This is a genomic window from Brevundimonas vesicularis NBRC 12165 (assembly GCF_001592205.1).
GTDB lineage: Bacteria > Pseudomonadota > Alphaproteobacteria > Caulobacterales > Caulobacteraceae > Brevundimonas > Brevundimonas vesicularis.
This window is the reverse complement of record NZ_BCWM01000011.1, coordinates 31586-56945: the sequence shown is the minus strand read 5'-3', so window position 1 is coordinate 56945 and position 25360 is coordinate 31586. Positions and strand designations below refer to the sequence as shown.

Below are 25360 nucleotides of genomic sequence, written 5' to 3'. Positions count from 1 at the left end.
CAGCAATCCCTGACTGACGTGCGGTGGGATGCGGCCTATAGACGGCTGACATGAACGCCTCGCCCAGTCTGGATGACCGCCTTGACGAGGCCGCCCGCGCGGAAGACCCGCGCGCAGCGGTCTCTGTCGTTTTGCGCGAGACCTATGACGCCGCCCGCGCCCGGGCGGAGCGCAAGCTGGACGGCGGCATGAAGGGCCGCGATGTGGCGCGTCTGTACGCCGCCGCGGCCGACGAGATGCTGGCCGGCCTGTGGCGGGTGGCGACCCAGACGCTGTGGCCGACCTCGCCGGTCGAGGCCGAGCGGCTGGCCCTGGTCGCGGTCGGCGGCTACGGCCGGGGCGTGCTGGCGCCCCATTCCGATCTCGACCTGCTGTTTCTGAGATCGTCCAAAGCGACGCCGCGCGGCGAGCAGGTGATCCAGTTCGTCCTCTATGTGCTGTGGGACCTAGGGGCCAAGGTTGGGTCGGCGGTGCGCTCGGTCGAAGAGTGTCTGAGCCTGTCGCGCACCGACATGACGGTGCGGACGACCCTGCTGGAGGCGCGTCCGCTGGCGGGGGACGAGGCGCTGGCCCAGCTGATGATCGGCCGGTTTCGCGACATGGTGTCGAAATCCGATCCGCGCCCCTTCATCGCCGCCAAGCTGGAGGAGCGGGCCGCCCGGCACGAAAAGGCCGGCTCGACCCGCTACAAGGTCGAACCCAACGTCAAGGACGGCAAGGGGGGCTTGCGCGACCTGAACACCCTGTACTGGATCGCCCGGTCCCTGGCGCCCGAAAGCCGGCTGGGCGCCACGGTGATGGACGAGCTGTTCACCCCGCGCGAGCGACGGACGTCGGACGAGGCGTTCGACTTCCTGTGGCGTGTCCGCATCCATCTGCATCTGATCGCGGGCCGGGCCGAAGAGAAGCTGACGTTCGACATGCAGCCCGAGGTGGCCCGACGTATGGGCTGGCGCGGGCGCGGCGACGAACCGGCGGTCGAGCGGTTCATGCGGCGATACTTTCTGGTGGCCCGCGACGTCGGCGCCCTGACGCGCGCCATGTCGGCTAAGCTGGAGGCGCGCCACCAGAAGACGGCGCACGGCCTGTCGCGTCTGATGGCGCCGTTCCGGCCCGCCCCCCGGCGCAAGCTGGAGGTCGAGGGGTTCTGGATCGATCAGGGGCGTCTGTCGGTCGAGGGGCCGGAGGTGTTCGCCGCCGATCCGGTCAAGCTGCTGACCCTGTTCGTCTGCGCCGACAAGCACGACCTGGATTTGCATCCGGACGCCTTTTCGGCGGTGACGCGGTCGCTGTCGCTGGTGACGCCCCGGCTGAGGCGCGATCCGGCGGCGACGCGCGCCTTCCTGGACGTTCTGGCGCACGGGCAGCGGCCTTATCGCGTCCTGACCATCATGAACGAGACGGGCCTGTTGGGCCGGTTCCTGCCCGAATGGGGGCGGATCGTCGGCCAGACCCAGTTCAACATGTACCACGCCTATACGGTCGACGAGCACACGCTTCAGGCCATCGGCATCATCAACGACATCGCGCGCGGCAAGCTGAAGACCGACCACCCGATGGCCAGCGAGATCGTGCATCTGATCTCGGACATGGAAGCCCTGATGCTGGGCATGCTGCTGCACGATGTGGGCAAGGGTGGCGAACGGGGGCAGCTGGAGGACGGCGCCATCGCCGCGCGTCGGGCGTGCGAACGGCTGGGCGTCGATCCGCGCCGGATCGAACTGGTTGTCTGGCTGGTGCGCAGCCATCTGGCGTTGTCGGACTATGCCCAGAAGCGCGATCTGTCGGACCCGGCGACCATCCGCGCCTTCGCCGAACTGGTCGGCGATCCCGAGCGCCTGCGGATGCTGCTGGTCCTGACCGTGGCCGATATTCGGGCCGTGGGGCCGGGCGTGTGGAACGGCTGGAAGGGTCAGCTGATGCGCACCCTCTACAACCAGGTCGCCGCCCTGTTCCGGGGTGAGGACGTGACGCGCGAGGATCCGCTGGCGGCGCACCCGGCCCTGGTCCAGCGGGCGCGCGAAACGGGCGCGGCCGCCGAGAGCGCGCCCACCGCGCCGGTGCAGGGGCTGACGGTCCAGACGACCGAAATCTCCATCGCCGCCGCCGACCGACCGGGCCTGTTCGCCGACCTGGCCCAGACCATGGCCGCCCTGGGCGCCGACGTGACCGACGCCCGGGTGGCGACCGAGGACGGCGTCGTCCTGGACGTGTTTCGCGTTCAGGACGGAGCGGGCCTGCCCTATGGCCAGGCTGAACCGCGTCGCCTGAAGGCCCTGGTCGAGGCGCTGGAAAAGGCTGCGCGGGGCGAGGGTCGCATCGGCCAGGCGCCCGATCCGACCGGCAATGCGCGCAAGGCCGCCTTCGAAGTCCGGCCCGTGGTCATGGTCGATCACCATGCCAGCGAGGTCGCCACCGTGGTCGAGGTGTCCTGTGCAGACCGACCGGGGCTGCTGGCGGACCTGTCGCGCGTGTTCAACGACGAAGGCCTGAGCATCCGCTCCGCCCACGTCGCCAGCTATGGCGAGCGGGCGGTGGACAGTTTTTACGTCGTGGATCGCAAAGGGCGAAAGATCACCTCGGAACAGCGGATCGCCGAACTGCGCACCGCGCTTGAGGCCGTGCTGGACAGTCGCGCGCCCGCGCCCGCCGGACGCAAGGTCGCCTCAGCCCGCGCCAGTGCGCGCGACGTCTCCGACCTGGGCCGCCGCAGCCCGCGCGCAAAGCCCGTATCGCCCGGCGAACAAGCGCGCTAAGCGACACCCTTCCTCCGCGCCCTGTCGAATGTCCGCATGAGCCTCGCCCGAAACACCCTGGTGCAGTCGACCCTGACGCTGGGCAGTCGAATTCTCGGCTTCGTGCGCGACATGGCGCTGGCGGCGCGCTTCGGCCAGGGACCGATGATGGACGCCTTCACCACGGCGTTGATGCTGCCCAACATGTTCCGCCGCCTGTTCGCCGAGGGCGCCTTCGCCCAGGCCTTCGTGCCGGTCTATGGCGGGGTTCGGGCGCGCGAGGGCGAGGAAGCGGCCGCCGTCACGGCGTCCGAGGCGCTCAGCTTCATGCTGGCCGTGGTCGCCGGCTTCTGCATCCTGCTGCAGGTCGTGATGCCGTGGATCATGCCGTGGCTGCTGTCGGCCTATCAGGGCCAGCCCGAGGTGTTGCGCGCCGCCGTGATCGCGACCCAACTGGCCATGCCCTATCTGGCCTGTATGACCGTGGCCTCGCTGCTGTCGGGCGTACTGAACACCGGCGGTCGGTTCGCCCTGTCGGCGGCCGTGCCGGTATTTCTGAACCTGTGCACCCTGGCCGCCCTGATGCCGCCGCTGATCATGCCGATCCCGCAGGAGACGGTGCTGCTGATGGTGACGGCGGCGGTGACAGTTTCGGGCCTGATCCAGGCCGGTCTGCTGTGGTGGGGCGTGCGGCGTCTGGGCGTGCGGCTCAAGATCGGCCTGCCGCGCATCACGCCGAATGTGCGTCACACCCTGGCGCTCGCCGTGCCCGGCGCCCTGGCGGGCGGGGCGCTGCAGATCAACTCTCTGGTGTCGCAGTTCCTGACCGGGTCGGACGAGGGCGCGCGTTCGGTGCTGTATAACGCCGACCGGCTGTATCAACTGCCGCTGGGCCTGGTGGGCGTCGCCATCGGCTTGGCCCTGGTGCCGCGCCTGACCAAGGCCTTCGTCGACGGCGATCACGAGGGCGGGCAGAAGACGCTGGACGACGGCATCAACCTGGCCATGGCCTTCACCCTGCCGGCGGCGGTGGCCTTGTTCGTCATTCCCTTCTTCATCATCGACGCGACGGTGACGCGGGGCGCCTTCACCTCGGCCGACGCCGCCCGCACCGCCGACGTTTTGCGTCAGTTCGCCTGGGGCGTGCCGGCCTTCGTCCTGGCCAAGGTTCTGACCCCGCCCTTCTTCGCGCGCCAGGACACGCGCCGTCCGATGATCTTCGCCGTGGCCAGCGTGGTCATCACCGTCATCCTGGGCTCGGCCCTGTTCTTCTGGTTCCGCCGTCAGGGCTGGGACGGAGTGCTGGGCCTGGCCATCGCCACCAGCACCTCGGCCTGGGTCAACGTCGCTCTGTTGGGCGGCGTCCTGATCCGCGAAAACAGCTGGCGGCCGTCGCCGGCCTTTTTGTCACGCATCGCCCGCGTGATCGCCGCCAGCGCCATGATGGCCGCCCTGCTGTTCGCCGCCGACGTCTTCTATCCGCAGCTTAGCCGCCTGTTCCTGGCCAAGGAGATCGCCGTCCTGGTGGTCTGCGGCGCCGGGGCCGGGCTTTACGGCTTCTGCCTGCTGGCGTTCCGGGCCGTCACCATCTCGGAACTGAAGGCCACGCTGAAGCGCGCGCCCGGCGGCGGCGCGGTCTCCGGTCTGGACTGACAGGCGGCGAACCGATAAGCGCGAGGCCATGACGACCTCGGGCCTGATCCATGACCTGCGATGGCGCGGCTGAGCCGCCGCCTGCCTCGCCACGCCTGCCTTTCGACCTTCCGAGACCCGATCCCATGACCGACCAAACCCCCGCCGTTGCGACCTATGACGGCCCGCGCCGCATCCTGTCCGGCATCCAAGCCTCAGGCGCGCTGCACCTGGGCAACTACCTCGGCGCCCTGAAGCGGTTCGTGGAACTGCAGGACCAGGGCGCGCCGGTCTATGTCTTCGTCGCCGACATGCACGCCATCACCGTGTGGCAGGATCCCGCCAAACTGACCGCCCAGACGCGCGAGATCGCCGCCGCCTATCTGGCCTCGGGCCTGGATCCGGAAAAGGCGACCATCTTCCCGCAGTCGGCCGTGCGCGCCCATGCGGAACTGGCCTGGATCTTCAACTGCGTCGCCCGCCTCGGCTGGCTCGACCGGATGACCCAGTTCAAGGAGAAGTCGGGCAAGCACAAGGAACGCTCCTCGGTCGGTCTCTATACCTATCCCGTGCTCCAGGCGGCCGACATCCTGCTGTACAAGGCCACCGAGGTGCCGGTCGGCGAGGACCAGAAGCAGCATCTGGAGCTGACCCGCGACATCGCCGCCAAGTTCAACAACGACTTCGGCGTTCCCGGCTTCTTCCCCGTACCCGAGCCGATCATCCAGGGACCGGCGACCCGCGTCATGTCCCTGCGCGACGGGGCGGCCAAAATGTCCAAGTCGGATCCGTCCGACAACAGCCGCATCAACCTGACCGACGACGCCGACACGATCGCCTCCAAGATCAAGAAGGCCAAGACCGATCCCGAGCCGTTGCCGGAAACGCTGGATGGCCTGAACGAACGGCCCGAGGCCAAGAATCTGGTCGCCATCTATGCGGCGTTGGCGGGCCTGACCCGCGAACAGGTGATCGCACAGTTCGGCGGCCAGGGCTTCGGCGCCTTCAAGCCGGCGCTGGCGGACCTGGCCGTGTCGTCGCTGGCGCCCGTGACGGCCGAGATGCGCCGTCTGATGGACGATCCGGCCGAGATCGACCGCGTGCTGAAGGCCGGCGCCGAACGCGCCGCCGAGGTCGCCGATCCCGTGGTGGACGAGGTCAAGAAGATCGTCGGCTTCTGGAGGGCGTAATGGGGGTCTATGAAGCCAAGGTCGTCTGGAACCGCGGCGACCAGCCCTTCCTGGACAAGCGCTACAGCCGGGCCCATTCCTGGAGCTTCGACGGCGGAGCGGTGGTGCCGGGGTCGTCGGCGCCCTCCAGCGTGCCCGTGCCAATGTCCGATCCGGCCGGCGTCGATCCGGAAGAGGCGATGATCGCCTCTCTGTCCAGCTGTCACATGCTGTGGTTCCTGGCCTTCGCCGCCAACGCCGGCCTGGTGGTCGACACCTATGTCGACGAGGCTTCGGGCAAGATGGGCAAGGACGATGACGGCAAGCGCTACCTCGCCGAGGTGACGCTGCGCCCCTTCATCAGCTTCACCGGCCGCGAGCCCGATCAGGCCGAGATCGACGCCCTGCATCATCAGGCGCACGACCATTGCGAAATGGCCCATTCGGTCCGCGCGACCATCACGGTCGAGGCGACGATCGGCTAGGCGGCGACCGCCGTCTCTTCCTCGACCAGGGACCTGAACAGGGCGTGGGCGGCGATCATGCCGTCCGAGGTCGCCAGGGTGATGTTGGAGGCGGCGCGCGCCAGGTCGCCGGCGGCGAAGACGCCGGGCTGGGTCGTCTGCTGCATGGCGTCCACCTTGATCACTCGCCCCATCGGCGTGTCGGTCATCTCGCAGCCCAAACGCTCGGCGAAGGGGCTGGCGACGCGCACATTGGCGCCGACGAAGATGGCCTTCAGCTCGACGAACCGTCCGTCGGTCAGCCGCGCGCCGCTCAGGTCCGGCGCCTCGCCCTCCAGCCGCGCGATGGGCGTGGCCTCGATGGTGACCCCGCGTCGATCCAGCAGATGGGCGTCTTCGGGCGACAGGCCCACGTCGAGATCCATGAACAGGGTGACCTGGCCCCATTCGGCGACCGTCGCCGCATACGGGACCGCGTGATCGCCGCGCCCCAGCACGCCGATGCGGCCGCCGCCGATCTCATAGCCGTGGCACCAGGGACAGTGCAGGGCGGTGCGGCCCCAGCGTTCCTTCACTCCCGGAATGTCGGCCAGCACGTCCTCGACCCCGTGCGACAGCAGCAGCCGGCGACCGCTTGTCCGTGTGCCGTCAGCGAAGGCGACCGAGAAACCGCCATCGATCCGTTCGACCTCGACCGCCTCCGCCATGCGGAAGGCGGCGGTCGGATAGGCCGCGACCTGAGACCGGGCGGACGCCGTGATCTCAGCGCCGGGCTTTCCGTCATTCGTCAGAACGCCATGGGCGCGGGCGGCGAACCGATTGCGCGGCCTGCCGTCGTCGATAACAAGAACGCGGCGGCGCGCGCGGACCAGCTGCATGGCTGCGGACAGGCCGGCATAGGAGCCGCCGATGATCAGGGCGTCGTGCGGCATGACGTCAGGACTTTCGGGCGTGGGCATGCAGGAGGTCTCTCTTGGGATGTTCGGCCATGCGGCGCGAGAAATCCGCCGCCAGATCGGCCAGGGTTATGTCGTTCAGACGCGCGATCAGCAGGGCGCGGGCGGCGGCGTAGGTCTCGGCCAGGGCGTCATTGACCGCCGCCTCGACCAGGCAGCCGTCGGCCTCGACAGGCGGAGCGGCCGGAAACAGATCCGCGCCGCCGAGGGCCTTGTTCACCTGGCCCAGGGTGACCTGATCCAGCGGTCGCGACAGACGCCAGCCCCCGCCATGCCCCTTCTCCGACGCCACCAATCCCTGCTCGCGCAGGCCGGCCATGGTTCGGCGCACCACCACGGGATTGGTCGAAAGGCAGACCGCCAGCTGGTCCGAGGTCATGGGCGAGCCGGTGCGTGTCTCATGCTCGGCCATGTGCAGCAGGGCGTGGAGGATGTTGGACAGCCGGGAATCCCTTTTCATGTAACTAAAATTGTTACGTGATGGATCGCCCGTCAAGAGCGCGGGTCAGTTTTCTTTTTCAGCCGTGTGGGACGGCGTCGGTCAGGAAGGCGCCAAACCGGCGCAGGGCCTCGGCCGTCAGGGTCGGATCGTGGCGCATCGGCCCATTGTTGGTGGGTTCGTCGAAGGCGTGGGTACCCCCGGCGATCCAGCTTTCGACCTGGGAGCCGCAGTTGCGGATCATGGCGTTGACCTGTTCGGCGTTGCGCACAGTCGTCAAGTGGTCGCGCTTGCAGGTGACGGCCAGAACGCGCGGGCAATGCCGCCAGGGCTTCAGCCGGTTGAAGGCGAACGGGCCGATGTAGGGATAGGCCAGCCACACCGCCTTGACGCCGGACAGGCTGGCCTCGGCGGGATCGATCACGCCAAAGGCGCCGGGCGTCGGCGCGCCGCTCATCATCTCCATGATCGACCAGCCGCCGTGGCTCCAGCCGGCGAGGGCCAGCTTTGTCGCATCGACATCAGGGCGGGCCGAAACGCCCCGGATCGCCGCCAGGACGTCGCCCACACGCTCATAGCCCCGGAACGACAGGCCGGTGCAGACCGCCGCTAGGGTAAAGGCCCGACCCCAGCCGCGCGGGCCGTAGGAATCGATGATGAAGGCGCGCCAGCCCGCCGCCTTGGCGACCTCGGCATAGCGGGGCAGGTGATCGCGCAGCCCCCCGCAGCCATGGAACAGCAGCACCGCCGGGCGGGGCCGGTCGTCGTCGGGGCCTACGACGGTGATGTGGGGTTCGAGGCGGGCCCAGCGGCGCTTCAGATCGTCCATTCCCGATTTACGCCGCAGCTTGCGCTCCAACGCCAGCCCCTCTTGCGCATTTCCCCATTCAGATATATCTGAACCGCTGTGAATAGATATATCGAAAAGGAATCGATCATGAGGTCCAAGGGGATCTTTCAAGGACGCCGCAACGAATGCGGCGAAAAGCACGGTCGCCATGGCGGCCTGGCCTTCGGACGTGGCATGCGCGGCGGGCGCGGCGCGGACTTCGGTCCCGGCTGGGAAGGCGGCGAGGCGCGCGGACGTGGTCACGGCCATGGCCGGCGCGGCGGCGGGCGCCTGTTCGACCACGGCACGCTGCGCTGGGTGCTTTTGTCGCTGATCGCCGACAAGCCCAGCCACGGTTATGAGCTGATCAAGGCGGTCGAAACGAGACTGGGCGGCGCCTATTCGCCCAGCCCCGGCGTCATCTATCCCAGCCTGACCTTGCTGGAAGAGATGGGCGCGCTGGTGTCCGAGGCCCAGGGCGGCAAGAAGCGGTACGCGATCACCGAGGCCGGACGCGCCATGCTGGCGGAAAACGAAGACGTGCTGAAGGCCGCCGAGGCGACGATGGACAAGTTCGCCGCGCGCGCCCTGCGTCCGACGGCCATCCAGGACGCCATCGGCCGACTGCGCCACACCCTCCATGGGCGGCTGACCGGCGAGATCGCCCTGACCGACGCTCAGGTCGAGGCCATCGCCGCCGTTTTGGCCGAGGCGGCCGACAGGATCGAAAAGACATGAGTGCGCGCGAAAGCCGTCGCGTTCGGCACGAGCTGAAGTTTCGCACGCTCTCGGTCGTCTCGGTCGAAGGCCTGACGCCCACCCTGAAGCGGGTGATCCTGAGCGGCGATGACCTGACCGGCTTCGTCAGCGCAGGATTCGACGATCATGTGAAAATCTTTCCCGTACGAGACGGAGAGACGCTGAACCTGCCGACCGCAGGGCCAGACGGCCCGGTGTTTTCAGAGCCCCGGCCGATCGCGCGCGACTACACGCTGCGGGCCTATGATCCCGCGACCAACCGGCTGACCATCGACTTTGTCATCGGCCATAGCGGTCCGGCGACGGAATGGGCCGAAGCGGCGGCGCCTGGATCGATCCTGGGCGTCGGCGGGCCACGTGGGTCGTTCATCGTCCCGGTCGACTATGCCGACCATATCCTGATCGGCGATGACACGGCCTTGCCCGCCATCGCCCGCCGTGTGGAGGAACTGCCGGCCGGGGTGCGCGCCCTGACCGTGATCGAGGTTGCAGACGCCGCCTCGCGATTGACGCTGGCGAGCCGCGCGAACCTGACGTCAGTCTGGGTCGAGCGCGACGGCGATCATGGACAGGCCGACGCCCTGGTTTCGGCCGTGAAGTCGGCAGCGGCCGACGTATCGCGCGACGACGCCTATGTCTGGATCGCGGCGGAAGCCCAGGCGGCCAAGGCGTTGCGCGGCGCCATGGTCGCACTCGGTTTCGACGCCAAGGCGATGAAGGCGGCGGGCTACTGGCGTCTGGGCGATGGCGGCGCCCTTGGCGTCATCGAAGACTGACGTTCAACGCGCCCGGCGCAGCGTCAGGTTCAGCCGGCCGCCGCCGGGGATCAGGCGCGACGATCCGGCCAGCACGCGGTCGACGCCGTGGCGGGCCAGGCGCGCGGGTCCGGTCAGGGCGCAGACGTCGCCGCTGGTCAACCTCAGCGTCGTGGTGCGTCCGCCCTCCGCCGCGCCGATGCGGAACGTGGCCGTGTCCCCTAGCGACACCGACAGGACGGGCGCGCCGAGGTCGGCCTCGTCCTTGTCCTGGTGCAGGCCCATCTTCGCCGCATCGCGATACAGATTGACCAGACAGGCGTCCGGCGGCGTGGGCCAGCCGACCGTGGCGTGCCACAGATCGAGCAGCACAGTCGGGATCGCGGGCCAGGGTCGCCCGGTCTCCGGATGGGTCGACTGATAGCGATAACCGCCCCGGTCGGAGACCCAGCCCAGCCGCCCGAAGTTGCTCATCTGAACCGAAAAGGGCCGACCGCCCGGCGTGGTCGGCCGATAGAGGGGCGCGTCATGCAGCCGGGCGAATACCTCGGCGACCAGATCAGCCTGCGCCGCGGCATCAAGCGCCCCCGGCCAGAGCCGGAAGCCCTCGATAGCGGTCTTCACCTCAACGGGTATAGGTGTATTCGCTGACCTCACAGACATTGATGCGCGACCGCGTCAGCTCCTGACCGTTGGTGAACTCGGCCTTGAAGTCATAGATGCAGGCGCCCGAGCCGTCATCGATGTTGATGCGCACATCCTGCCCGCTTTCCAGAACGTCCGAGCCCAGGATGTCCTCTTCCCAGTCGTCGCTGCGCGAATCCGACGCGTAGAAGCGCAACATGGTCCAGCCGGTGCGGTTCTTGATTGTGACGTGCCGATCATAGCCGTCACGCGACTGGATGGCCGGCGCCCCAGCAGGCGGCGCGGCGGCCGCCGCAGAGCCGATCAGAACGGCGGCGGCGACGGCGGCCTTGAGCATGATCTTGATCATTCTTTCCTCTCCCTTCCTCGATCGCGATCCCCAGAGCGCGATGCAAAATCTTATGCGCCGTAATCGCCGCGCCTGCATCTTCGAATTTCACCGTTCTTCGAAAGCGTTGAATCGCATAACGCCCTTGCGGGCCGGGGGGATTTTCCCATATCGGGGCCAGCTTCGGAGAAACCCCGCGAAACTTGGGGCTATCCAGCCTGATCCACGCCAACCCAACCGGGGGCGGTCACGCGCGGCGCTTCGTCGAAGGCCGCCGCATCGCCCGCCGAACCAGAGAGACTGAAGAACACATGGCCAAGATTATCGGCATCGACCTGGGCACCACCAACTCGTGCGTCGCCGTCATGGACGGCAAGACGCCGAAGGTGATCGAAAACGCCGAGGGCAACCGCACGACCCCGTCGGTCGTGGCGATCCAGGACGGCGCGGAAGTGCTGGTGGGTCAACCCGCCAAGCGCCAGGCCGTCACCAACCCGTCCAACACCTTCTTCGCGATCAAGCGCCTGATCGGCCGCAACTTCGATGATCCCGTCGTCGCCAAGGACAAGGGCATGGTGCCCTATGAGATCGTCAAGGGCCCGAACGGCGACGCCTGGGTGCGCGCCTTCGGCAAGGACTATTCCCCGCAGCAGATTTCGGCCTTCACCCTGACCAAGATGAAGGAAGCGGCCGAGGCCTATCTGGGCGACAAGGTCACCCAGGCCGTGATCACCGTGCCGGCCTACTTCAACGACAGCCAACGTCAGGCGACCAAGGACGCCGGCAAGATCGCCGGCTTGGAAGTGCTGCGCATCATCAACGAGCCGACCGCGGCGGCCCTGGCCTATGGTCTGGAAAAGAACGACGGCCAGAAGATCGCCGTCTATGACCTGGGCGGCGGCACCTTCGACGTCTCGATCCTGGAGATCGGCGACGGCGTGTTCGAGGTGAAGTCGACCAACGGCGACACCTTCCTGGGCGGTGAAGACTTCGACCTGCGTCTGGTCGACTACCTGGCCGACGAGTTCAAGAAGGAGCAGTCGGTCGACCTGCGCCAGGACAAGCTGGCCCTGCAGCGCCTGAAGGAAGAGGCCGAAAAGGCCAAGAAGGAGCTGTCGACCACGACCCAGTACGAGGTCAACCTGCCGTTCATCACCATGAACGCCTCGGGTCCGCTGCACCTGAACATCAAGCTGACGCGCGCCAAGCTGGAAAGCCTGGTCGAGGATCTGGTCCAACGTACGATCGAGCCGTGCAAGAAGGCCCTGGCCGACGCCGGCCTGAAGGCTTCGGACATCGACGAAGTGGTTCTGGTCGGCGGCATGACCCGCATGCCCAAGGTCGTGGAAGCCGTGAAGGCCTTCTTCGGCAAGGAGCCGCACAAGGGCGTGAACCCTGACGAAGTCGTGGCCCTGGGCGCCGCCGTTCAGGCCGGGGTTCTGCAAGGCGACGTCAAGGACGTGCTGCTGCTGGACGTGACGCCGCTGACCTTGGGCATCGAAACCTTGGGCGGCGTCTTCACACCCCTGATCGAGCGCAACACGACGATCCCGACCAAGAAGAGCCAGACCTTCTCGACCGCCGACGACAACCAGTCGGCCGTGACGATCCGGGTCTTCCAGGGCGAGCGTCCGATGGCGTCGGACAACAAGATGCTGGGTCAGTTCGACCTGATGGGCATTCCGCCCGCACCGCGCGGCATGCCGCAGATCGAGGTCGCCTTCGACATCGACGCCAACGGCATCGTCAACGTCTCGGCCAAGGACAAGGCGACCAACAAGGAGCAGTCGATCCGCATCCAGGCGAACGGCGGCCTGTCAGACGCCGACATCGACAAGATGGTCAAGGAAGCCGAAGCCAACGCCGCGACCGACAAGGCCAAGAAGGATCTGGTCGAGGCGCAGAACGCCGCCGACAGCCTGATCCACTCGACCGAGAAGGCCCTGGCCGAACACGGCGACAAGGTCGGCGCGGACGAGAAGACGGCCATCGAGACCGGCCTGGCCGAGCTGAAGACCGCGCGCGAAGGCACGGACCCGGAAGACATCCGCGCCAAGACCAACACCCTGGTCCAGGCCTCGATGAAGCTGGGTGAGGCCATGTACGCCCAGCAGCAGGGCGACGCCGCCGCCGAAGGCCAGCCGGCCGACGACGGCGTGGTCGACGCCGAGTTCGAGGAAGTGTCGGACACGGACGGCGACGACAAGAAAAGCGCCTGATCCGTCACAGGTCGCTGAAATGATACGGCCCCGCTTGTCTTGCGATAGGCGGGGCCTTTTCATGAAACTTGCATCATTGGTCCCGGACCCCATGTCAGCCGGGACATCGATTTCGACCAACGCTCGGTAAGAGGCGAGGCGAAAGCGAACGGGGAAGTATGAGGACGAACGCCCGATGGCGCGTGATTATTACGAAGTTCTGGGTGTCGAACGCACGATCGACGCCCCCGGCCTAAAAGCCGCCTACCGCAAGCTGGCCATGATCCACCACCCGGACCGCAACGGCGGATCGGAAGAGTCGATGGCCAAGTTCAAGGAGTTGTCCGAGGCCTATACGGTGCTGTCGGATGACAACAAGCGCGCGGCCTATGATCGTTACGGCCATGCGGGCGTGAACGGCGGCGGGGGCGGCAATCCCTTCGGCCAGGGCGGCCAGGGCTTCTCGGACATCAATGACATCTTCTCCCAGGTCTTTGGCGATGCGTTCGGGGACGCGTTCGGCGGACGCCAGGGCCGGGGCCAGCAGGGCGGACCGCGCCGGGGCTCGGACCTGCGCTACGATCTGGAGATCACCCTGGAGCAGGCCTACAAGGGCGAGGACGTCGAGATCGACATCCCCTCGACCATGACCTGCGACACCTGCGAGGGGTCGGGGGCCAAGCCGGGCACCAAGCCTGTCACCTGCACCACCTGCCAGGGCGCCGGTCGCGTGCGCCAAGCGAACGGCTTCTTCCAAGTCGAGCGCACCTGCCCCCGTTGCCACGGCCAGGGTCAGATGATCGCCGATCCCTGCACCACCTGCCACGGGCATGGCCAAGTGCGCAAAACCCGCACCCTGAACCTGAAAATCCCCGCCGGCGTGGACGACGGTTCGCGCATCCGTCTGTCGGGCGAGGGCGATGCGGGCCAGCGCGGCGGACCGCGCGGCGATCTATACGTCTTCATCTCGGTCACGCCGCACGACCTGTTCGAGCGCGACAACCTGGACCTGCTGGTCACCGTGCCCGTGCCGATGACGGTGGCGGCCCTGGGCGGCGAGATCGACGCCCCTTGCCTGGTCTCAACGGCCTGCGACGGCAAGTGCAAGGCCTCGGTCGCCGTGCCGGCCGGCGCCCAGACCGGCAAGACCGTACGCATCAAGGGCAAGGGCATGCCCCATCTGAACGGCCGCAACCGGGGCGATCTGGTGGTCGAACTGTTCGTCGAGACGCCCACCGATCTGACCGCGCGCCAGCGTGAGTTGCTGGAAGAGCTTGCCCTGTCGTTCGGGGAGGGGCAGAACCCCAGGAATTCCAGCTTTGCCGGGAAGGCGAAGCGTTTCTGGGCCGACATCCTGGGCAGTCAGGACGCGGACGGGTCGAAAGAGAACGCGGTTTGAGCGCAATCTTCCACGCCGGCATTTCCGGCTATCGCGGCCGGATGGGGCGTGCGGTCTCTCAGGTTCTGGATGCCCGCGAGGACGTGGTGGTCGCCGCCCGCTTCGATTGGGGCGAAACCGCCGACCTGTCGCTGTGCGACGTGATCATCGACTTCTCCACCCCGGCCGCCTCGGTGGCCTTGGCCCGGAGCGCGGCCGAGCGCGGCGGCCCGGCCTTGGTGATCGGTTCGACCGGCTTCACGGACGAGCAGGAGGCCGACCTGATGAAGGCCGCCGAGAAGGTCGCCATCGTCAAGAGCGGCAACTTCTCTCTGGGCGTCAACATCCTGATCGGCCTGGTCCAGCATGCGGCCCAACGTCTGGACGCCCAGGATTGGGACATCGAGATCACCGAGGCCCACCACCGCCGGAAAGTGGATTCACCGTCGGGCACGGCCCTGATGCTGGGCGAAGCCGCCGCCGAGGGCCGGTTCGCGGATCTGGATGACCTGCGCTCCAAACCCTACGACGGTGTCCAGGGCGAGCGCGAGAGCGGGAAGATCGGCTTTTCTTCGATCCGCGCCGGCGGGATTGTGGGCGAACACACGGTGCTGTTCGCCTCCGAGGACGAGGTTCTGACGCTCAGCCATTCGGCCATCGACCGGTCGCTGTTCGCCCGCGGCGCCGTTGCCGCCGCCGCCTGGGTCCGCACCCGCCGCCCCGGTCTTTACGACATGCAAGACGTGCTGGGCTTCAGACAGGCCTAATGCCCAAGGGCCATTGCCGCCCTGCTATGTTTGCGACTCGGTCACGAAGTCAAAACAGATCATCTGCGTCATTCCGGGGCGGCCGAAGGCCGAACCCGGAACCTAGGAGCGCAATCTCGTTCTAGAAAATGCGTCCGAGATCCAAACCTCACGCCTGGCTTCCGGGTTCCTCGCTCCGCTCAGCCCCGGAATGACGACGGTATTTCAGGGTCATCTTGGCTACGCCGCGTCTTCCTGCGCCGGCAGGCCGTAGGCTTCCCACAGTGAGCGGTCCTTCAGGGCCTTGGCGAGGAAGGCGACGTGGGCGGCCTGTTCCTCGGGCGTGGAGCGCGGCGCCAAGGGGCGGGGACGCTGGCCGTAGGCGGCGGTTTCGATGACGCCGCCGGGGCCACGACCGACAGGCGCGGACGACAGGTCCAGCACCCGTTCCTTGCCGCCGCGAAGCTCTAGATAGACCTCGGCCAGCAGACGGGCATCGATCAGGGCGCCGTGCAGAGTCCGCTCGACCAGCGACACCTTGTACCGTTTGCATAGGGCGTCCAGTGAGTTGGGCATGCCCGGAAACCGCGTCTGGGCCAGTTTCAGCGTATCGATCCAGCGCGCCTCGCCGGTGATCGGCCGGCCGCACCGCGCATATTCGAAGTCGATGAAGTTGCGGTCGAAGGCGGCGTTGTGGGCGATCATCTGCGCATCGCCAATGAATTCGATCAGGTCGTCAGCGATCTCGGCGAACTTGGGCGCATCCTTGACCTTCTCGTCGGTGATGCCGTGAACCCGGATGGCGTCGGGCGGGATCAGCCGCTCGGGATTGACGAACCGATGGAATGTCCGCCCCGTCGGCAGCAGATCCTGGATCTCGATACAGCCGACCTCGATCAGCCGGTCGCCCGTCTTGGGGTCGAAGCCGGTGGTTTCCGTATCCAGAACGATCTCGCGCGCCATTTGCTCTTAATGGCGTCATTCGCCTCAGCGCGAAAGGCTCGCCGCGCCGCGCCGGGGAGATATCCACGACGGGTCCAGAACGACAGCGACGATCGCCTCGACCTCGTCCCGCGCGGCCTCCAACCCCCGGCCGGTGTCGATGACGAAATCGGCGCGGGCGCGCTTTTCGGCGTCCGGCATCTGGCGCACCAGGATGGCGTCGAACCGTTCGCGGGTCATGCCGGGACGGGCCAGGACGCGCTCCGCCTGGATCGCCGGATCGGCGGTGACCACCACCACGGCGTCGACAGCACTGTCCCCACCCGTCTCGAACAGCAGGGGGATGTCCAGAACCGCCAGTTTCACACCCGCCGTGCGCGCCGCCTCCAGATCCGCCGCGCGACCTTGGGCGACCAAGGGGTGGACGATGGCTTCCAGACGCCGAAAGGCGGTCTCGTCTTTCCCAAGGGCCTCGGCCAGACGTGTGCGATCGACCGCGCCGTCCACGACGACGCCGGGAAAGGCTTCGCCCACAGGACCGACCGCCTCACCGCCGGGCGCGTAGAGGCGGTGGACCGCATCATCGGCGTTCCAGACAATCGCCCCCAAATCGGCGAACATGGTCGTCGTCGTCGACTTGCCCATGCCGATGGAGCCGGTGAGACCGAGCAGGATCATGTCGCCTCGCCCAGATGCGTCATCAACAGGGCGCGAAGATCGAGAGGCGGCGGCGGGCGGCGGAACAGGGCTTCGAACGACGGCGCCGCCTGGCCGATCAGCATCGCCAATCCATCCACCGTCGGCAGGCCGCGTTCGCGCGCTGCCGTCAGGAACGGCGTGGACAGCGGCTTGTACGTCATATCCATCACCACCGTGCCGGGCGCGATCCGGTCAAAGTCGATGGTCGGCGCAACGCTGAGCGCATTGATGACCAAGGCTGCGCCGTCGCAGGCGTCGCCGTCCGCCATGACCCGAACCGAGGGTCCAAGATCAGCGGCCAAAGCCTCTGCACGTTCGGGCGAACGGTTGACGATGCGAACCTCGGCGCCGGCCTCGACCAAGGCGCCGGAGCCTGCGCGGGCCGCGCCGCCGGCGCCCAGCATCACCACCGGCCGCCCGGCCACGTCCAGGCCCGGCGCCTGTTCCTTCAGGCCGCGCATCAGGCCGACGCCGTCGGAACTGTCGGCCAGGACCAGCCCGTTTTCAAACTGCAGGATATTGGCCGAGGACGTCAGCCGCGCCGCCGGCGTCGCCTGCTCCGCCAGGGCGAAGGCCTGTTCCTTGAACGGGGCGGTGACGTTCAGGCCCATGATCAGACCCGCGCGTCCCGCCGCGACCAGGGCCTCGAACCCGGCCGCATCGGCAGGGGCGAAGGGGACGTAGGCGCCGTCGATCCCGCCGGCCGCCAGCCAGGCGTTGTGGATGACCGGGCTGAGCGAATGGGCGACGGGATTTCCGGCGATCCCGGCGACCATGGCGGCCCCGGTTATGCGGGGCGTGCTCATGCCGCGATCACCCCAGCCCGACGCAGCTCTTTCAACACCGGCCAGAGCGGCAGACCCAGCACTGTGAAATAGTCGCCGTCCACCGTCTCGAACAGCTGCGAGCCCAGTCCCTCCAGCCGGTAAGAGCCGACGCAGGACAGCAGGGCTTCGCCCTCCGCCACCAGATAGGCGTCGAGGAAGGCGTCGGAGAAATCGCGCATCCGCATCTGAACCGTATCGACGCCGGACCAGACGATCTGGCCCTTGGTCGCCAACGCTGCGCCGGAATGCAGTTGGTGCGACTTGCCGCGCATGGCCTTCAGCCGCTCGCGCGCCGCGTCCAGAGACTTGGCCTTGGAGACCAGGCCGCCGTCAAAGGCCAGGGTCTGATCCGAGCCCAGCACCCAGGCGGTCTCATCGTCGCGTGAGACGGCCAGGGCCTTGGCTTCCGCAAGACGAACGGCGAGGGCGGCGGCGTCCAGGTCGGTCGAGACGGCCTTGATGGCGTCCTCGTCCACATCGGCGACGCGCACCTCGAAGGCGACGCCGGCGTTTTCCAGCATGGCGCGGCGGGCCGCGCTCTTGGACGCCAGGATCAGAGTTCCGCGCTCAAGCAGCCCGGAGGGCGATAGCGCAACAGAAACGCTCATCACCATGTCGTCCCGATCTTGTGGTTGCGATGCTCGCTCAGAAGATTGGTGATCGCCGCCGCCGTCTCTTCCACCGAACGGCGGGTCACGTCGATGGTCGGCCAGCCGCGCCGCTCGAAGGCCCGCCGGGCTTTGATCGTCTCGTCGCGCACGGCGTCTTGATCAGTGTAGTTCGACGATTGGCTGGCGTTCAGATTGTCGATGCGGTTGCGCCGGATCTGAACCAGTCGATCCGGCGACACGGTCAGGCCGATCACCAAGGGGTTCTTCAGCTTGGTCAGCCGCTCGCCGTCCTCCTGACCCGGCACCAGGGGCACGTTGGCCGCCCGGATGCCTCGGTGGGCCAGATAGATGCAGGTGGGGGTCTTGGATGTCCGGCTGACACCGCACAGAACGACGTCGGCGCCCTCCAGCTGATCCAGAGAGCCCTGGCCGTCATCATAGGCCATGGCGAAGTCCAGCGCCGCGATCCGGTTGAAATAGTCGTGGTCCAGCGCGTGCTGGGCGCCGATGCGGGTGGACAGGGCCGCGCCGAGATAGCGCGACATGGCGCCGACCAAGGGATCCAGCGCGCCGATCTGGGGCATGTCCAGGCGACGGCAGCCTTCTTCCAGCTGCTCTCGCAGATCGCGGTCGACCAGGGTGTGGAGAACGACGCCGGGCGCGGACTCCACCTCCTGCAGCACCCGCTCCATCTGCTTTGCCGATCGCACTAGGGAATAGATGTGCTCGATCGGAATGACCCCATCGAAGCGTGCGGTCACCGCCTTGGCCATGGCATTCAAGGTCTCGCCGGTGGAGTCTGACACCAGGTGAACGTGGAAATAGGTGGCCAGACGGGCCGGTCCCGAGGGTCTCGCAGGGCTCATGAGACTGTCTGTCTCCCTGTTGAAAGTTGGGGGACGGCGTTGGACCGTCGGGGCGCCGTTTTTCTTAGCCGCTGATCGATCCGCCCGCGAGCGGGGATGATGGTGGATGGCGTTGGTCGTCCGACGCCGGATCATCCCAAGGCGGAAAACCTACTTTCTCACCGCTGTGGAAAATCCTAATGAAAGGTTAACGGCGTTTAACCGCGTTCACAGCCGCAAGTCCCCGCAAACCCTTGCCCGTTAAGGTTTTGTTAGGGATTGTCCACCGGCAGGATTGGTCGTTTCGACATCCCCGTTAACGATATGCCAGGCGTGGATATCCGCTTTTGTTCCGTCGCCCCCGATCGAGTCATCCCCGCCATTCCACCGCCCTACCTGCCACTTCGAATCTTTTAATTCTTAATCTGATTAGGGATTGAGAGCGGGGGGCTGTGACCTTAATCCTCCGGCATGACCGATCAGACCCAGAATGCCGATCCGACACCCTTGGTGCTCCGAGCTCTCCGCGGGGAGACGTTGGAGCGTCCGCCGGTGTGGTTCATGCGCCAGGCCGGGCGGTATCTGCCGGAATATCGCAAGCTGAGGGCCGAGGCGCCCGACTTCATCGCCTTCTGTCTGAACCCCGAAATGGCCGCCGAGGCGACGCTTCAGCCCATGCGCCGGTTCGGCTTCGATGCGGCGATCGTTTTCGCCGACATCCTGCTGATCCCGCGCGCCCTCGGCCAGGACGTCTGGTTCGAGACGGGGGAGGGGCCGCGTCTGGGCGAAATGCCGATCCCGGGTCGGATGGCCGAACTGGCTCCGGCGGCGGGCGAGCATCTGTCGGCGGTGGGTGAGACCCTGTCGATCGTGCGCGCGGCCTTGGAGCCGGAACGCGCCCTGATCGGCTTCGCCGGCGCGCCCTGGACAGTGGCGACCTATATGCTGGACGGCCAGGCGCGCACCATAGGCAAGGGTGAACGCGCCCAAGCCCGCACCTACGCCTATGCCGATCCCGAGCGCGTCGATGAGACGCTGGAGGTTCTGGTCGAGGCCACGGCCCGATATCTGAAGATGCAGGCCGACGCCGGCGCCCAGGTTCTGAAGATCTTCGAGAGCTGGGCAGAGGGCTTGCCGGACGACCTGTTCGAAAGACTGGTCCTGAAGCCCCACCAGGCGCTGGTGAAGCGGACGCGGGAGCTTGGGGTCACCGTACCCCTCATCGGCTTCCCACGGGGCTCTGCGGCGCTCGCAGAGCAGTATGCCGAGGCGGTCGAGGTCGATGCCGTCGCCCTGGACACCGCCTGCCCACTCGAGGTCGGCAAACGGGTGCAGCAGATCAAGCCGATCCAAGGGGCGCTCGACCCGCTGTTGCTGCGCGCCGGCGGCGATCTGCTGGACCGACGCGTCGATCAGCTGATGGAGGCCTGGGGGCAGGGGCCCTGGCTGTTCAACCTCGGCCACGGCATCCTGCCGGATGTGCCGATCGACCATGTCGAACAGGTTCTGAGACGGATCGGCGCCCAATGAGCGATGCGAACCCCGGCCGCCGCATCGCGGTGGTGCTGTTCAATCTGGGCGGGCCGGACGATCAGGCTTCGGTCAAGCCGTTCCTGTTCAACCTGTTCAACGATCCGGCCATCATCGGCCTTCCGGGGATCTTCCGCACGCCTCTGGCCAAACTGATCTCCAGCCGGCGCGAAACCAGCGCCCAGGCCAACTACGCCCTGATGGGCGGGGGATCGCCGCTGCTGCCCGAAACCCGTCGTCAGGCCGAGGCTTTGCAGGCGTTGCTTGGCGCGCGGCTTGGCGGCGATGAGGTCAAGGTCTTCATCGCCATGCGCTATTGGCATCCGTTGACCGAGGAGACGGCGGCCGAGGTCGCCGCCTTCGGACCCGACGAAGTCGTCCTGCTGCCGCTCTATCCGCAGTTTTCGACCACGACGACGGAATCCTCGCTGAAGGCTTGGAGCGTCTCCTATGCCGGCCCGGGCGTCAGCCGGGCCGTCTGCTGCTATCCGGCCGCGACAGGCTGGGTTGAGGCCCAGGCCCAGGCGATCGGCGAGAAGCTGGACGAGGCGGTGGGCCAGCCGGTGCGGGTGCTGTTCTCCGCCCATGGCATCCCCGAGAAGCTGGTGACCGGCAAGGGGGATCCCTATCAGGAGCAGATCGAGACGACGGTCGCCGCCGTGGTCGCCGCCATCGAGGCCCAGCGCGGGCCGATCGACCACGCTATCTGCTACCAAAGCCGGGTCGGGCCGATGAAATGGCTGGGCCCGTCCACGCCCGAAACCATTGAAACGGCGGCCAAAGACGGCGTCGGGGTCGTCGTCACGCCTATCGCCTTTGTCTCGGAACATATCGAGACCCTGGTCGAGCTGGATATCGAATATGGCGAACTGGCCCACGAAAAAGGGGCCAGTCCCTATTTGCGGGCGACGGCGGTCGGGATCGAGCCGCTGTTCATAGACGCCTTGGCCGATGCGGCTGTGGGCGCATTGTCCCACGTGGGCGTCGCGCCGTTCGGCCAGGGGTGCAAGGCGGACTGGAAGGCCTGTCCGCATCGCAAGGGGAGGCAGGCGGCATGAACACCTATGATCTCGCACGTGGACTGCACATTCTGGCGGTGATCGCCTGGATGGCGGGCCTGCTGTTCCTGCCCCGGCTCTACGCCTATGACGCCGAACAGGACGCCAAGCCCGAACCGCTGAAAAGTGAAATGCAGGCGCTGTTGCGCCTGTGGCAGACGCGGCTGCTGCGCATCATTCTGAACCCGGCGATGATCCTGGCTTGGGTTTTTGGTCTGTGGTTGATCCACATCGATGTCTCGGCGCGCGGCGCCGCCTTCTTGGGCGAGCCGTGGATGGTCGCCAAGCTGGCGGGTGTCTTCCTGCTCAGCGGCTGGCACGGCTTCCTGGCGGCCCAAAGAAAGAAGATCGCCGCCGGCACGTCGAAGTATTCAGGCAAGTTCTGGCGCATGACGAATGAGGTTCCGTTCGTCCTGGCCATCGTCATGGTGCTGTCGGTGACGACGGAGTGGACGTTCCATTAAGCGGCTCCGCTTGACCTGACCCGCCGCCTGTGGTTCCGCTGGCGGCGAACCGTTCGGCGTCCCGCGTCGGCGGTCCCTCTCTTTCGTGACGCCTGCAGGCCTTGGAGCCAGCGGGAGCCCGTTGCACCTCCCTTCGGCCTTCCGGCCAGACATTTTCAGAGACCCGCGCCGCAGCCGTCTGGCCGTGTGCGCCCGCGAGCCTGCATCATGACCGACGTCCGCGACACCAACACCGACACCCCCGAAAACGAAGGCGTGGAGGTTGAAACCCCCACCCATCACGGCGCGGCGCATGAAGCCGGCGAGGCGGCGGGCGCCGATTCCGGCGTGGACACGACGGCGGATGACGAAGAGGACGGCGAGCCTGTCGTCGCCAACGGCCGCATCACGCTGGCCGAACTGAACGAGAAGACCCCAGCCGATCTGGTCGCCTTCGCCGAACAACTGGAGGTTGAGAACGCCTCGAACCTGCGCAAACAGGATCTGCTGTTCGCCATTCTGAAGGCCTTGGCCGACGAAGAAGTCGAGATCATCGCCGACGGCGTGCTGGAAATTCTGCCGGACGGGTTCGGCTTCCTGCGCAGCTCGGACGCCAACTATCTGCCGGGGCCGGACGACGTCTATGTCTCGCCGTCGCAGATCCGCCGCTTCGGCCTGCGCTCGGGCGACACCGTCCATGGGGCCGTGCGGGCCCCGCGGGAAGGCGAACGCTACTTCGCCTTGCTCAAGGTCGACACGATCAATCTGGAAGACCCCGAAGCGGTCAAGACCAAGGTCCTGTTCGACAACCTGACGCCGCTCTATCCCGAAGAGCGGCTGCACATGGAAATCCAGGATCCGACGCTGAAGGATCGCTCGGGCCGGGTGATCGATATCGTCGCGCCTCTGGGCAAGGGCCAACGCTGCCTGATCGTGGCGCCGCCGCGCGTCGGTAAGACAGTGATGCTGCAGAACATCGCCAAATCGATTGAACGCAACCACCCGGAAGTCTTCCTGATCGTCCTGCTCATCGACGAACGCCCCGAAGAAGTGACGGACATGCAGCGCACCGTGAAGGGCGAGGTCGTCGCCTCCACCTTCGACGAGCCCGCCACCCGCCACGTCGCTGTCGCCGAAATGGTGATCGAAAAGGCCAAGCGTCTGGTCGAGCACAAGAAGGACGTGGTGATCCTGCTGGACTCCATTACGCGTCTGGGCCGCGCCTACAACGCCACTGTTCCCTCGTCGGGTAAGGTGCTGACGGGCGGTGTGGACGCCAACGCCCTGCAACGGCCGAAGCGCTTCTTCGGCGCCGCGCGCAATGTAGAGCAGGGCGGTTCGCTGACCATCATCGCCACGGCCCTGATCGACACCGGCAGCCGGATGGACGAGGTGATCTTCGAAGAGTTCAAGGGCACCGGCAACTCGGAAATCGTGCTGGATCGCAAGGTCGCCGACAAGCGCATCTTCCCCGCCATCGACGTGCTGAAATCCGGCACCCGCAAGGAAGACCTGATCACGCCGAAGGATCAGCTGGCCAAGACCTACGTCCTGCGCCGCATCCTGAATCCGATGGGGCCGCAGGACGCGATCGAGTTCCTGCTCGACAAACTGCGTCAGTCGAAGAACAACTCGGACTTCTTCCAGTCGATGAACACCTGATCCGTCATCCTCAAGCAGCCACGCGCCGCGCGCGTGGCGTTAGGGTAGAAATGGCGTTTCACGTGAAACAGGAGACCATGCGATGAAGGTCAATGTGGAAGTCGAATGCACACCGGCGGAGGCACGCGCATTCCTAGGTCTGCCGGACGTGACGCCGCTGAACGAGGCCATGGTCGCGGAGATGCAGAAGCGGATGGAGGCCAATGTCGCCGCCATGCAGCCCGAGGAATTGATGAAGACCTGGACCAGCTTCGGCCTGCAGGCCCAAGACCAGTTTCGACGCCTGATGGAAGCGGCGGTGAAGTGAGCATCCGCCCGCCCAGGAGCCGCTCGGTCTGAGTTGATGATCGATACCATATTCGCCTTGGCAACGCCGCCCGGCCGAGGCGCCATCGCGGTTCTCCGTTTGTCGGGCCCCGGCGTAGAGGCCGCGTTGACGGCGCTGGGCGCGACCCGTTTAACGCCGCGCATGGCTTCGGTGCGCAACCTCAGCCATGCCGGCGATCACATCGATCAGGCGCTGGTGCTGCGTTTCGTGGCGCCAAACAGTTACACGGGTGAGGACGCAGCCGAGCTGCATCTGCATGGCGGTCGTGCCGTCATCGAGGCCGCCAGTCGCGCCTTGATCGCACTGGGCTTGCGCCCGGCGGACCCCGGCGAATTCACGCGTCGCGCGTTTCAAAATGGCCGCATGGATTTGGCGCAAGCCGAGGCCGTCGCCGATCTGATCGATGCGGAGACCAGCGCCCAGGCCAAGCAGGCGTTGGGTCAGTTGGATGGCAAGCTCAGCGAAACCTATGCCTGCTTCCGCCGTGATCTTCTTCACGCCCTGGTTCTGGTCGAGGCCGAGATCGATTTTCCGGATGAAGAGGTCCCGGACAATCTGGCCCGTACGGCGGGGCCTGTGCTGGACCGGCTCGGCGCCGACCTGAGACGCGCGGTCGATACGGGGCGGCGTGGCGAACGGGTGAGGGATGGTTACCGCATCGTCCTGATCGGTGAGACGAACGCCGGCAAGTCGTCGTTGTTCAATGCGCTCGTTGCACGTGAGGCGGCCATCGTGACGCCGATCGCCGGCACCACGCGGGATGTGCTGGATGCCGATCTGGTGATCGGGGGCTATGCCGTGACTTTGTCGGATACGGCAGGCTTGAGAGACAGCGACGACCCCGTCGAGGCCGAGGGCGTGCGCCGCGCCCGGCTTCGCGCCGAACAAGCCGACTTGCGTGTCTGGGTTCGCGCGCCGGGTGATCCGGACGGGGTGGCTGCTAACTACGTCAAGGATGGCGATCTGATCGTGGCGACCAAGTCCGACCTAGGCGCCGGCTCAGCCGATGACGAGTATGAGACTTTAGCGGTGAGCACCGTGACCGGTGCCGGCCTGGCTGAGCTTCGAGAATGGATTGCTGCCCGTCTTGCCCGGGACCTGTCAGGCGCCGACTTCCCTGCCGTGACGCAAGAGCGCCATCGGCTGCGTTTGCTTGAGGCGTTGGAAAGCGTCGATGCGGCGCGGGCTGCGCTCAATGTAGCGCCGGAAATGGCTGGCGACGATCTGAGACGGGCTGCCGACGCTCTGGCGCGCGTGACAGGTGCGATTGGTGTTGAGGACATTCTGGGCGAAGTCTTTTCGACCTTCTGCATCGGAAAGTAGGTCTAGCCATACCAGCGTTTCACGTGAAACAGAGGCGAGGCACAGCGTGACGCGGTTGG

Annotated in this window: 25 protein-coding genes; 15 read left to right on the top strand and 10 right to left on the bottom strand. The window is 66.7% G+C overall.

The genetic code is table 11. The features are described from left to right. The first annotated feature begins 50 nt into the window (after positions 1-50). The 4 genes from glnD (at position 51) to BVE01S_RS10340 (ending at position 6021) form a co-directional block, all read left to right on the top strand. On the top strand, positions 51-2756 hold the full coding sequence (glnD, locus tag BVE01S_RS10355; protein ID WP_066627193.1) for a [protein-PII] uridylyltransferase: 2706 nt from the start codon (positions 51-53) through the stop codon (positions 2754-2756). Between the two features lie 36 nt (positions 2757-2792). Next, positions 2793-4388 (top strand): murein biosynthesis integral membrane protein MurJ, encoded by a 1596-nt coding sequence (gene murJ, locus BVE01S_RS10350; protein ID WP_066627185.1) that lies wholly within the window; start codon positions 2793-2795, stop codon positions 4386-4388. 125 nt (positions 4389-4513) lie between these two features. Continuing rightward, positions 4514-5557 carry a tryptophan--tRNA ligase gene (gene trpS / locus BVE01S_RS10345; RefSeq protein ID WP_066627383.1) on the top strand — a complete coding sequence of 348 codons (1044 nt, stop codon included), beginning with the start codon at positions 4514-4516 and terminating at the stop codon, positions 5555-5557. Beyond that, positions 5557-6021, top strand: coding sequence for an OsmC family protein (locus BVE01S_RS10340; RefSeq protein ID WP_066627182.1), 465 nt, complete (start codon positions 5557-5559; stop codon positions 6019-6021). The genes trpS and BVE01S_RS10340 overlap by 1 nt, the downstream gene beginning before the upstream one ends. Here BVE01S_RS10340 and BVE01S_RS10335 read toward each other — a convergent pair. From BVE01S_RS10335 to BVE01S_RS10325, 3 genes are read right to left on the bottom strand one after another with little or no spacing between them, the layout of a single operon-like run. Continuing rightward, positions 6018-6959, bottom strand: a complete 942-nt coding sequence (locus BVE01S_RS10335; protein ID WP_244878375.1) for an NAD(P)/FAD-dependent oxidoreductase — start codon at positions 6957-6959, stop codon at positions 6018-6020. The two genes, BVE01S_RS10340 and BVE01S_RS10335, sit on opposite strands and share 4 nt — an antisense overlap. Beyond that, positions 6937-7416, bottom strand: coding sequence for an Rrf2 family transcriptional regulator (locus tag BVE01S_RS10330; protein ID WP_066627179.1), 480 nt, complete (start codon positions 7414-7416; stop codon positions 6937-6939). The genes BVE01S_RS10335 and BVE01S_RS10330 overlap by 23 nt, the downstream gene beginning before the upstream one ends. 58 nt (positions 7417-7474) lie before the next feature. Beyond that, the gene (locus tag BVE01S_RS10325; protein WP_240612166.1) at positions 7475-8254 is read right to left on the bottom strand and encodes a dienelactone hydrolase family protein; all 780 of its coding nucleotides are present in this window, start codon (positions 8252-8254) and stop codon (positions 7475-7477) included. Between the two features lie 78 nt (positions 8255-8332). On the opposite strand from BVE01S_RS10325, the gene BVE01S_RS10320 reads away from it, so the two are divergent. Both BVE01S_RS10320 and BVE01S_RS10315 read left to right on the top strand, forming a co-directional pair. Continuing rightward, the gene (locus BVE01S_RS10320) at positions 8333-8962 is read left to right on the top strand and encodes a PadR family transcriptional regulator (RefSeq protein ID WP_066627377.1); all 630 of its coding nucleotides are present in this window, start codon (positions 8333-8335) and stop codon (positions 8960-8962) included. Then, positions 8959-9759 (top strand): siderophore-interacting protein, encoded by an 801-nt coding sequence (locus BVE01S_RS10315; protein WP_066627159.1) that lies wholly within the window; start codon positions 8959-8961, stop codon positions 9757-9759. The genes BVE01S_RS10320 and BVE01S_RS10315 overlap by 4 nt, the downstream gene beginning before the upstream one ends. Before the next feature lie 3 nt (positions 9760-9762). Here the strand turns inward: BVE01S_RS10315 and BVE01S_RS10310 are convergent, their stop codons facing one another. Continuing rightward, positions 9763-10401, bottom strand: coding sequence for an alpha-ketoglutarate-dependent dioxygenase AlkB (locus BVE01S_RS10310; RefSeq protein WP_066627151.1), 639 nt, complete (start codon positions 10399-10401; stop codon positions 9763-9765). Further along, on the bottom strand, positions 10364-10732 hold the full coding sequence (locus BVE01S_RS10305; RefSeq protein WP_066553572.1) for a hypothetical protein: 369 nt from the start codon (positions 10730-10732) through the stop codon (positions 10364-10366). Before BVE01S_RS10305 ends, BVE01S_RS10310 begins: the two co-directional genes overlap by 38 nt. A 257-nt stretch (positions 10733-10989) precedes the next feature. Between BVE01S_RS10305 and dnaK the strand changes: the two genes are divergently transcribed. The 3 genes from dnaK to dapB all read left to right on the top strand — a co-directional run bounded on the left by dnaK (position 10990) and on the right by dapB (position 15054). Further along, the gene (dnaK, locus tag BVE01S_RS10300; protein WP_255353582.1) at positions 10990-12930 is read left to right on the top strand and encodes a molecular chaperone DnaK; all 1941 of its coding nucleotides are present in this window, start codon (positions 10990-10992) and stop codon (positions 12928-12930) included. 175 nt (positions 12931-13105) lie between these two features. Then, entirely contained in the window at positions 13106-14308 is a 1203-nt protein-coding gene (gene dnaJ, locus BVE01S_RS10295) for a molecular chaperone DnaJ (RefSeq protein WP_055755084.1), read from the top strand. Beyond that, complete coding sequence (gene dapB / locus BVE01S_RS10290; protein ID WP_066627144.1) at positions 14305-15054, top strand: 4-hydroxy-tetrahydrodipicolinate reductase; 750 nt, start codon at positions 14305-14307, stop codon at positions 15052-15054. Before dnaJ ends, dapB begins: the two co-directional genes overlap by 4 nt. 219 nt (positions 15055-15273) lie before the next feature. Here the strand turns inward: dapB and dnaQ are convergent, their stop codons facing one another. The 5 genes from dnaQ to BVE01S_RS10265 are packed head-to-tail and all read right to left on the bottom strand — an operon-like array spanning position 15274 to position 18978. Continuing rightward, a complete protein-coding gene (gene dnaQ, locus BVE01S_RS10285; protein ID WP_066627137.1) occupies positions 15274-15996 on the bottom strand; it encodes a DNA polymerase III subunit epsilon in 723 nt (240 codons plus the stop codon). A 24-nt stretch (positions 15997-16020) separates the two neighbouring features. Next, complete coding sequence (coaE, locus tag BVE01S_RS10280) at positions 16021-16653, bottom strand: dephospho-CoA kinase (protein ID WP_066627134.1); 633 nt, start codon at positions 16651-16653, stop codon at positions 16021-16023. Beyond that, positions 16650-17480 carry a shikimate dehydrogenase family protein gene (locus tag BVE01S_RS10275; RefSeq protein WP_066627129.1) on the bottom strand — a complete coding sequence of 277 codons (831 nt, stop codon included), beginning with the start codon at positions 17478-17480 and terminating at the stop codon, positions 16650-16652. Before BVE01S_RS10275 ends, coaE begins: the two co-directional genes overlap by 4 nt. Continuing rightward, a complete protein-coding gene (locus BVE01S_RS10270) occupies positions 17477-18109 on the bottom strand; it encodes a Maf family protein (protein WP_066627371.1) in 633 nt (210 codons plus the stop codon). Before BVE01S_RS10270 ends, BVE01S_RS10275 begins: the two co-directional genes overlap by 4 nt. Next, a complete protein-coding gene (locus tag BVE01S_RS10265) occupies positions 18109-18978 on the bottom strand; it encodes a pyruvate, water dikinase regulatory protein (protein ID WP_066627126.1) in 870 nt (289 codons plus the stop codon). The genes BVE01S_RS10270 and BVE01S_RS10265 overlap by 1 nt, the downstream gene beginning before the upstream one ends. Positions 18979-19428: 450 nt before the next feature. Here BVE01S_RS10265 and hemE point away from each other — a divergent pair, with 450 nt between their 5' ends. From hemE to mnmE, 6 genes are all read left to right on the top strand, one after another. After that, complete coding sequence (gene hemE / locus BVE01S_RS10260; protein WP_066627124.1) at positions 19429-20487, top strand: uroporphyrinogen decarboxylase; 1059 nt, start codon at positions 19429-19431, stop codon at positions 20485-20487. Then, on the top strand, positions 20484-21545 hold the full coding sequence (hemH, locus tag BVE01S_RS10255; RefSeq protein ID WP_066627122.1) for a ferrochelatase: 1062 nt from the start codon (positions 20484-20486) through the stop codon (positions 21543-21545). Before hemE ends, hemH begins: the two co-directional genes overlap by 4 nt. Beyond that, positions 21542-22009, top strand: coding sequence for a CopD family protein (locus tag BVE01S_RS10250; RefSeq protein ID WP_066627119.1), 468 nt, complete (start codon positions 21542-21544; stop codon positions 22007-22009). Before hemH ends, BVE01S_RS10250 begins: the two co-directional genes overlap by 4 nt. A 207-nt stretch (positions 22010-22216) precedes the next feature. Next, positions 22217-23650 carry a transcription termination factor Rho gene (rho, locus tag BVE01S_RS10245; RefSeq protein ID WP_066627117.1) on the top strand — a complete coding sequence of 478 codons (1434 nt, stop codon included), beginning with the start codon at positions 22217-22219 and terminating at the stop codon, positions 23648-23650. A gap of 82 nt (positions 23651-23732) precedes the next feature. Further along, a complete protein-coding gene (locus BVE01S_RS10240; RefSeq protein ID WP_066627115.1) occupies positions 23733-23957 on the top strand; it encodes a DUF6489 family protein in 225 nt (74 codons plus the stop codon). Positions 23958-23993: 36 nt separating this feature from the next. Then, complete coding sequence (gene mnmE / locus BVE01S_RS10235; RefSeq protein ID WP_066627112.1) at positions 23994-25301, top strand: tRNA uridine-5-carboxymethylaminomethyl(34) synthesis GTPase MnmE; 1308 nt, start codon at positions 23994-23996, stop codon at positions 25299-25301. Positions 25302-25360 lie beyond the last annotated feature (59 nt).

What these genes read in the sequence shown, in the direction of transcription:
- BVE01S_RS10330 (WP_066627179.1), bottom strand. Translation starts at nt 7,416, where the DNA reads ATGAAAAGGGATTCCCGGCTGTCCAACATCCTCCACGCCCTGCTGCAC.
- trpS (WP_066627383.1), top strand. Translation starts at nt 4,514, where the DNA reads ATGACCGACCAAACCCCCGCCGTTGCGACCTATGACGGCCCGCGCCGC.
- BVE01S_RS10240 (WP_066627115.1), top strand. Translation starts at nt 23,733, where the DNA reads ATGAAGGTCAATGTGGAAGTCGAATGCACACCGGCGGAGGCACGCGCA.
- BVE01S_RS10340 (WP_066627182.1), top strand. Translation starts at nt 5,557, where the DNA reads ATGGGGGTCTATGAAGCCAAGGTCGTCTGGAACCGCGGCGACCAGCCC.
- coaE (WP_066627134.1), bottom strand. Translation starts at nt 16,653, where the DNA reads ATGATCCTGCTCGGTCTCACCGGCTCCATCGGCATGGGCAAGTCGACG.
- rho (WP_066627117.1), top strand. Translation starts at nt 22,217, where the DNA reads ATGACCGACGTCCGCGACACCAACACCGACACCCCCGAAAACGAAGGC.
- BVE01S_RS10310 (WP_066627151.1), bottom strand. Translation starts at nt 10,401, where the DNA reads ATGTCTGTGAGGTCAGCGAATACACCTATACCCGTTGAGGTGAAGACC.
- mnmE (WP_066627112.1), top strand. Translation starts at nt 23,994, where the DNA reads ATGATCGATACCATATTCGCCTTGGCAACGCCGCCCGGCCGAGGCGCC.
- BVE01S_RS10270 (WP_066627371.1), bottom strand. Translation starts at nt 18,109, where the DNA reads ATGAGCGTTTCTGTTGCGCTATCGCCCTCCGGGCTGCTTGAGCGCGGA.
- BVE01S_RS10265 (WP_066627126.1), bottom strand. Translation starts at nt 18,978, where the DNA reads ATGAGCCCTGCGAGACCCTCGGGACCGGCCCGTCTGGCCACCTATTTC.
- hemH (WP_066627122.1), top strand. Translation starts at nt 20,484, where the DNA reads ATGAGCGATGCGAACCCCGGCCGCCGCATCGCGGTGGTGCTGTTCAAT.
- dnaJ (WP_055755084.1), top strand. Translation starts at nt 13,106, where the DNA reads ATGGCGCGTGATTATTACGAAGTTCTGGGTGTCGAACGCACGATCGAC.
- glnD (WP_066627193.1), top strand. Translation starts at nt 51, where the DNA reads ATGAACGCCTCGCCCAGTCTGGATGACCGCCTTGACGAGGCCGCCCGC.
- hemE (WP_066627124.1), top strand. Translation starts at nt 19,429, where the DNA reads ATGACCGATCAGACCCAGAATGCCGATCCGACACCCTTGGTGCTCCGA.
- BVE01S_RS10315 (WP_066627159.1), top strand. Translation starts at nt 8,959, where the DNA reads ATGAGTGCGCGCGAAAGCCGTCGCGTTCGGCACGAGCTGAAGTTTCGC.
- murJ (WP_066627185.1), top strand. Translation starts at nt 2,793, where the DNA reads ATGAGCCTCGCCCGAAACACCCTGGTGCAGTCGACCCTGACGCTGGGC.
- BVE01S_RS10250 (WP_066627119.1), top strand. Translation starts at nt 21,542, where the DNA reads ATGAACACCTATGATCTCGCACGTGGACTGCACATTCTGGCGGTGATC.
- BVE01S_RS10275 (WP_066627129.1), bottom strand. Translation starts at nt 17,480, where the DNA reads ATGAGCACGCCCCGCATAACCGGGGCCGCCATGGTCGCCGGGATCGCC.
- BVE01S_RS10305 (WP_066553572.1), bottom strand. Translation starts at nt 10,732, where the DNA reads ATGATCAAGATCATGCTCAAGGCCGCCGTCGCCGCCGCCGTTCTGATC.
- BVE01S_RS10335 (WP_244878375.1), bottom strand. Translation starts at nt 6,959, where the DNA reads ATGCCCACGCCCGAAAGTCCTGACGTCATGCCGCACGACGCCCTGATC.
- BVE01S_RS10320 (WP_066627377.1), top strand. Translation starts at nt 8,333, where the DNA reads ATGAGGTCCAAGGGGATCTTTCAAGGACGCCGCAACGAATGCGGCGAA.
- dnaQ (WP_066627137.1), bottom strand. Translation starts at nt 15,996, where the DNA reads ATGGCGCGCGAGATCGTTCTGGATACGGAAACCACCGGCTTCGACCCC.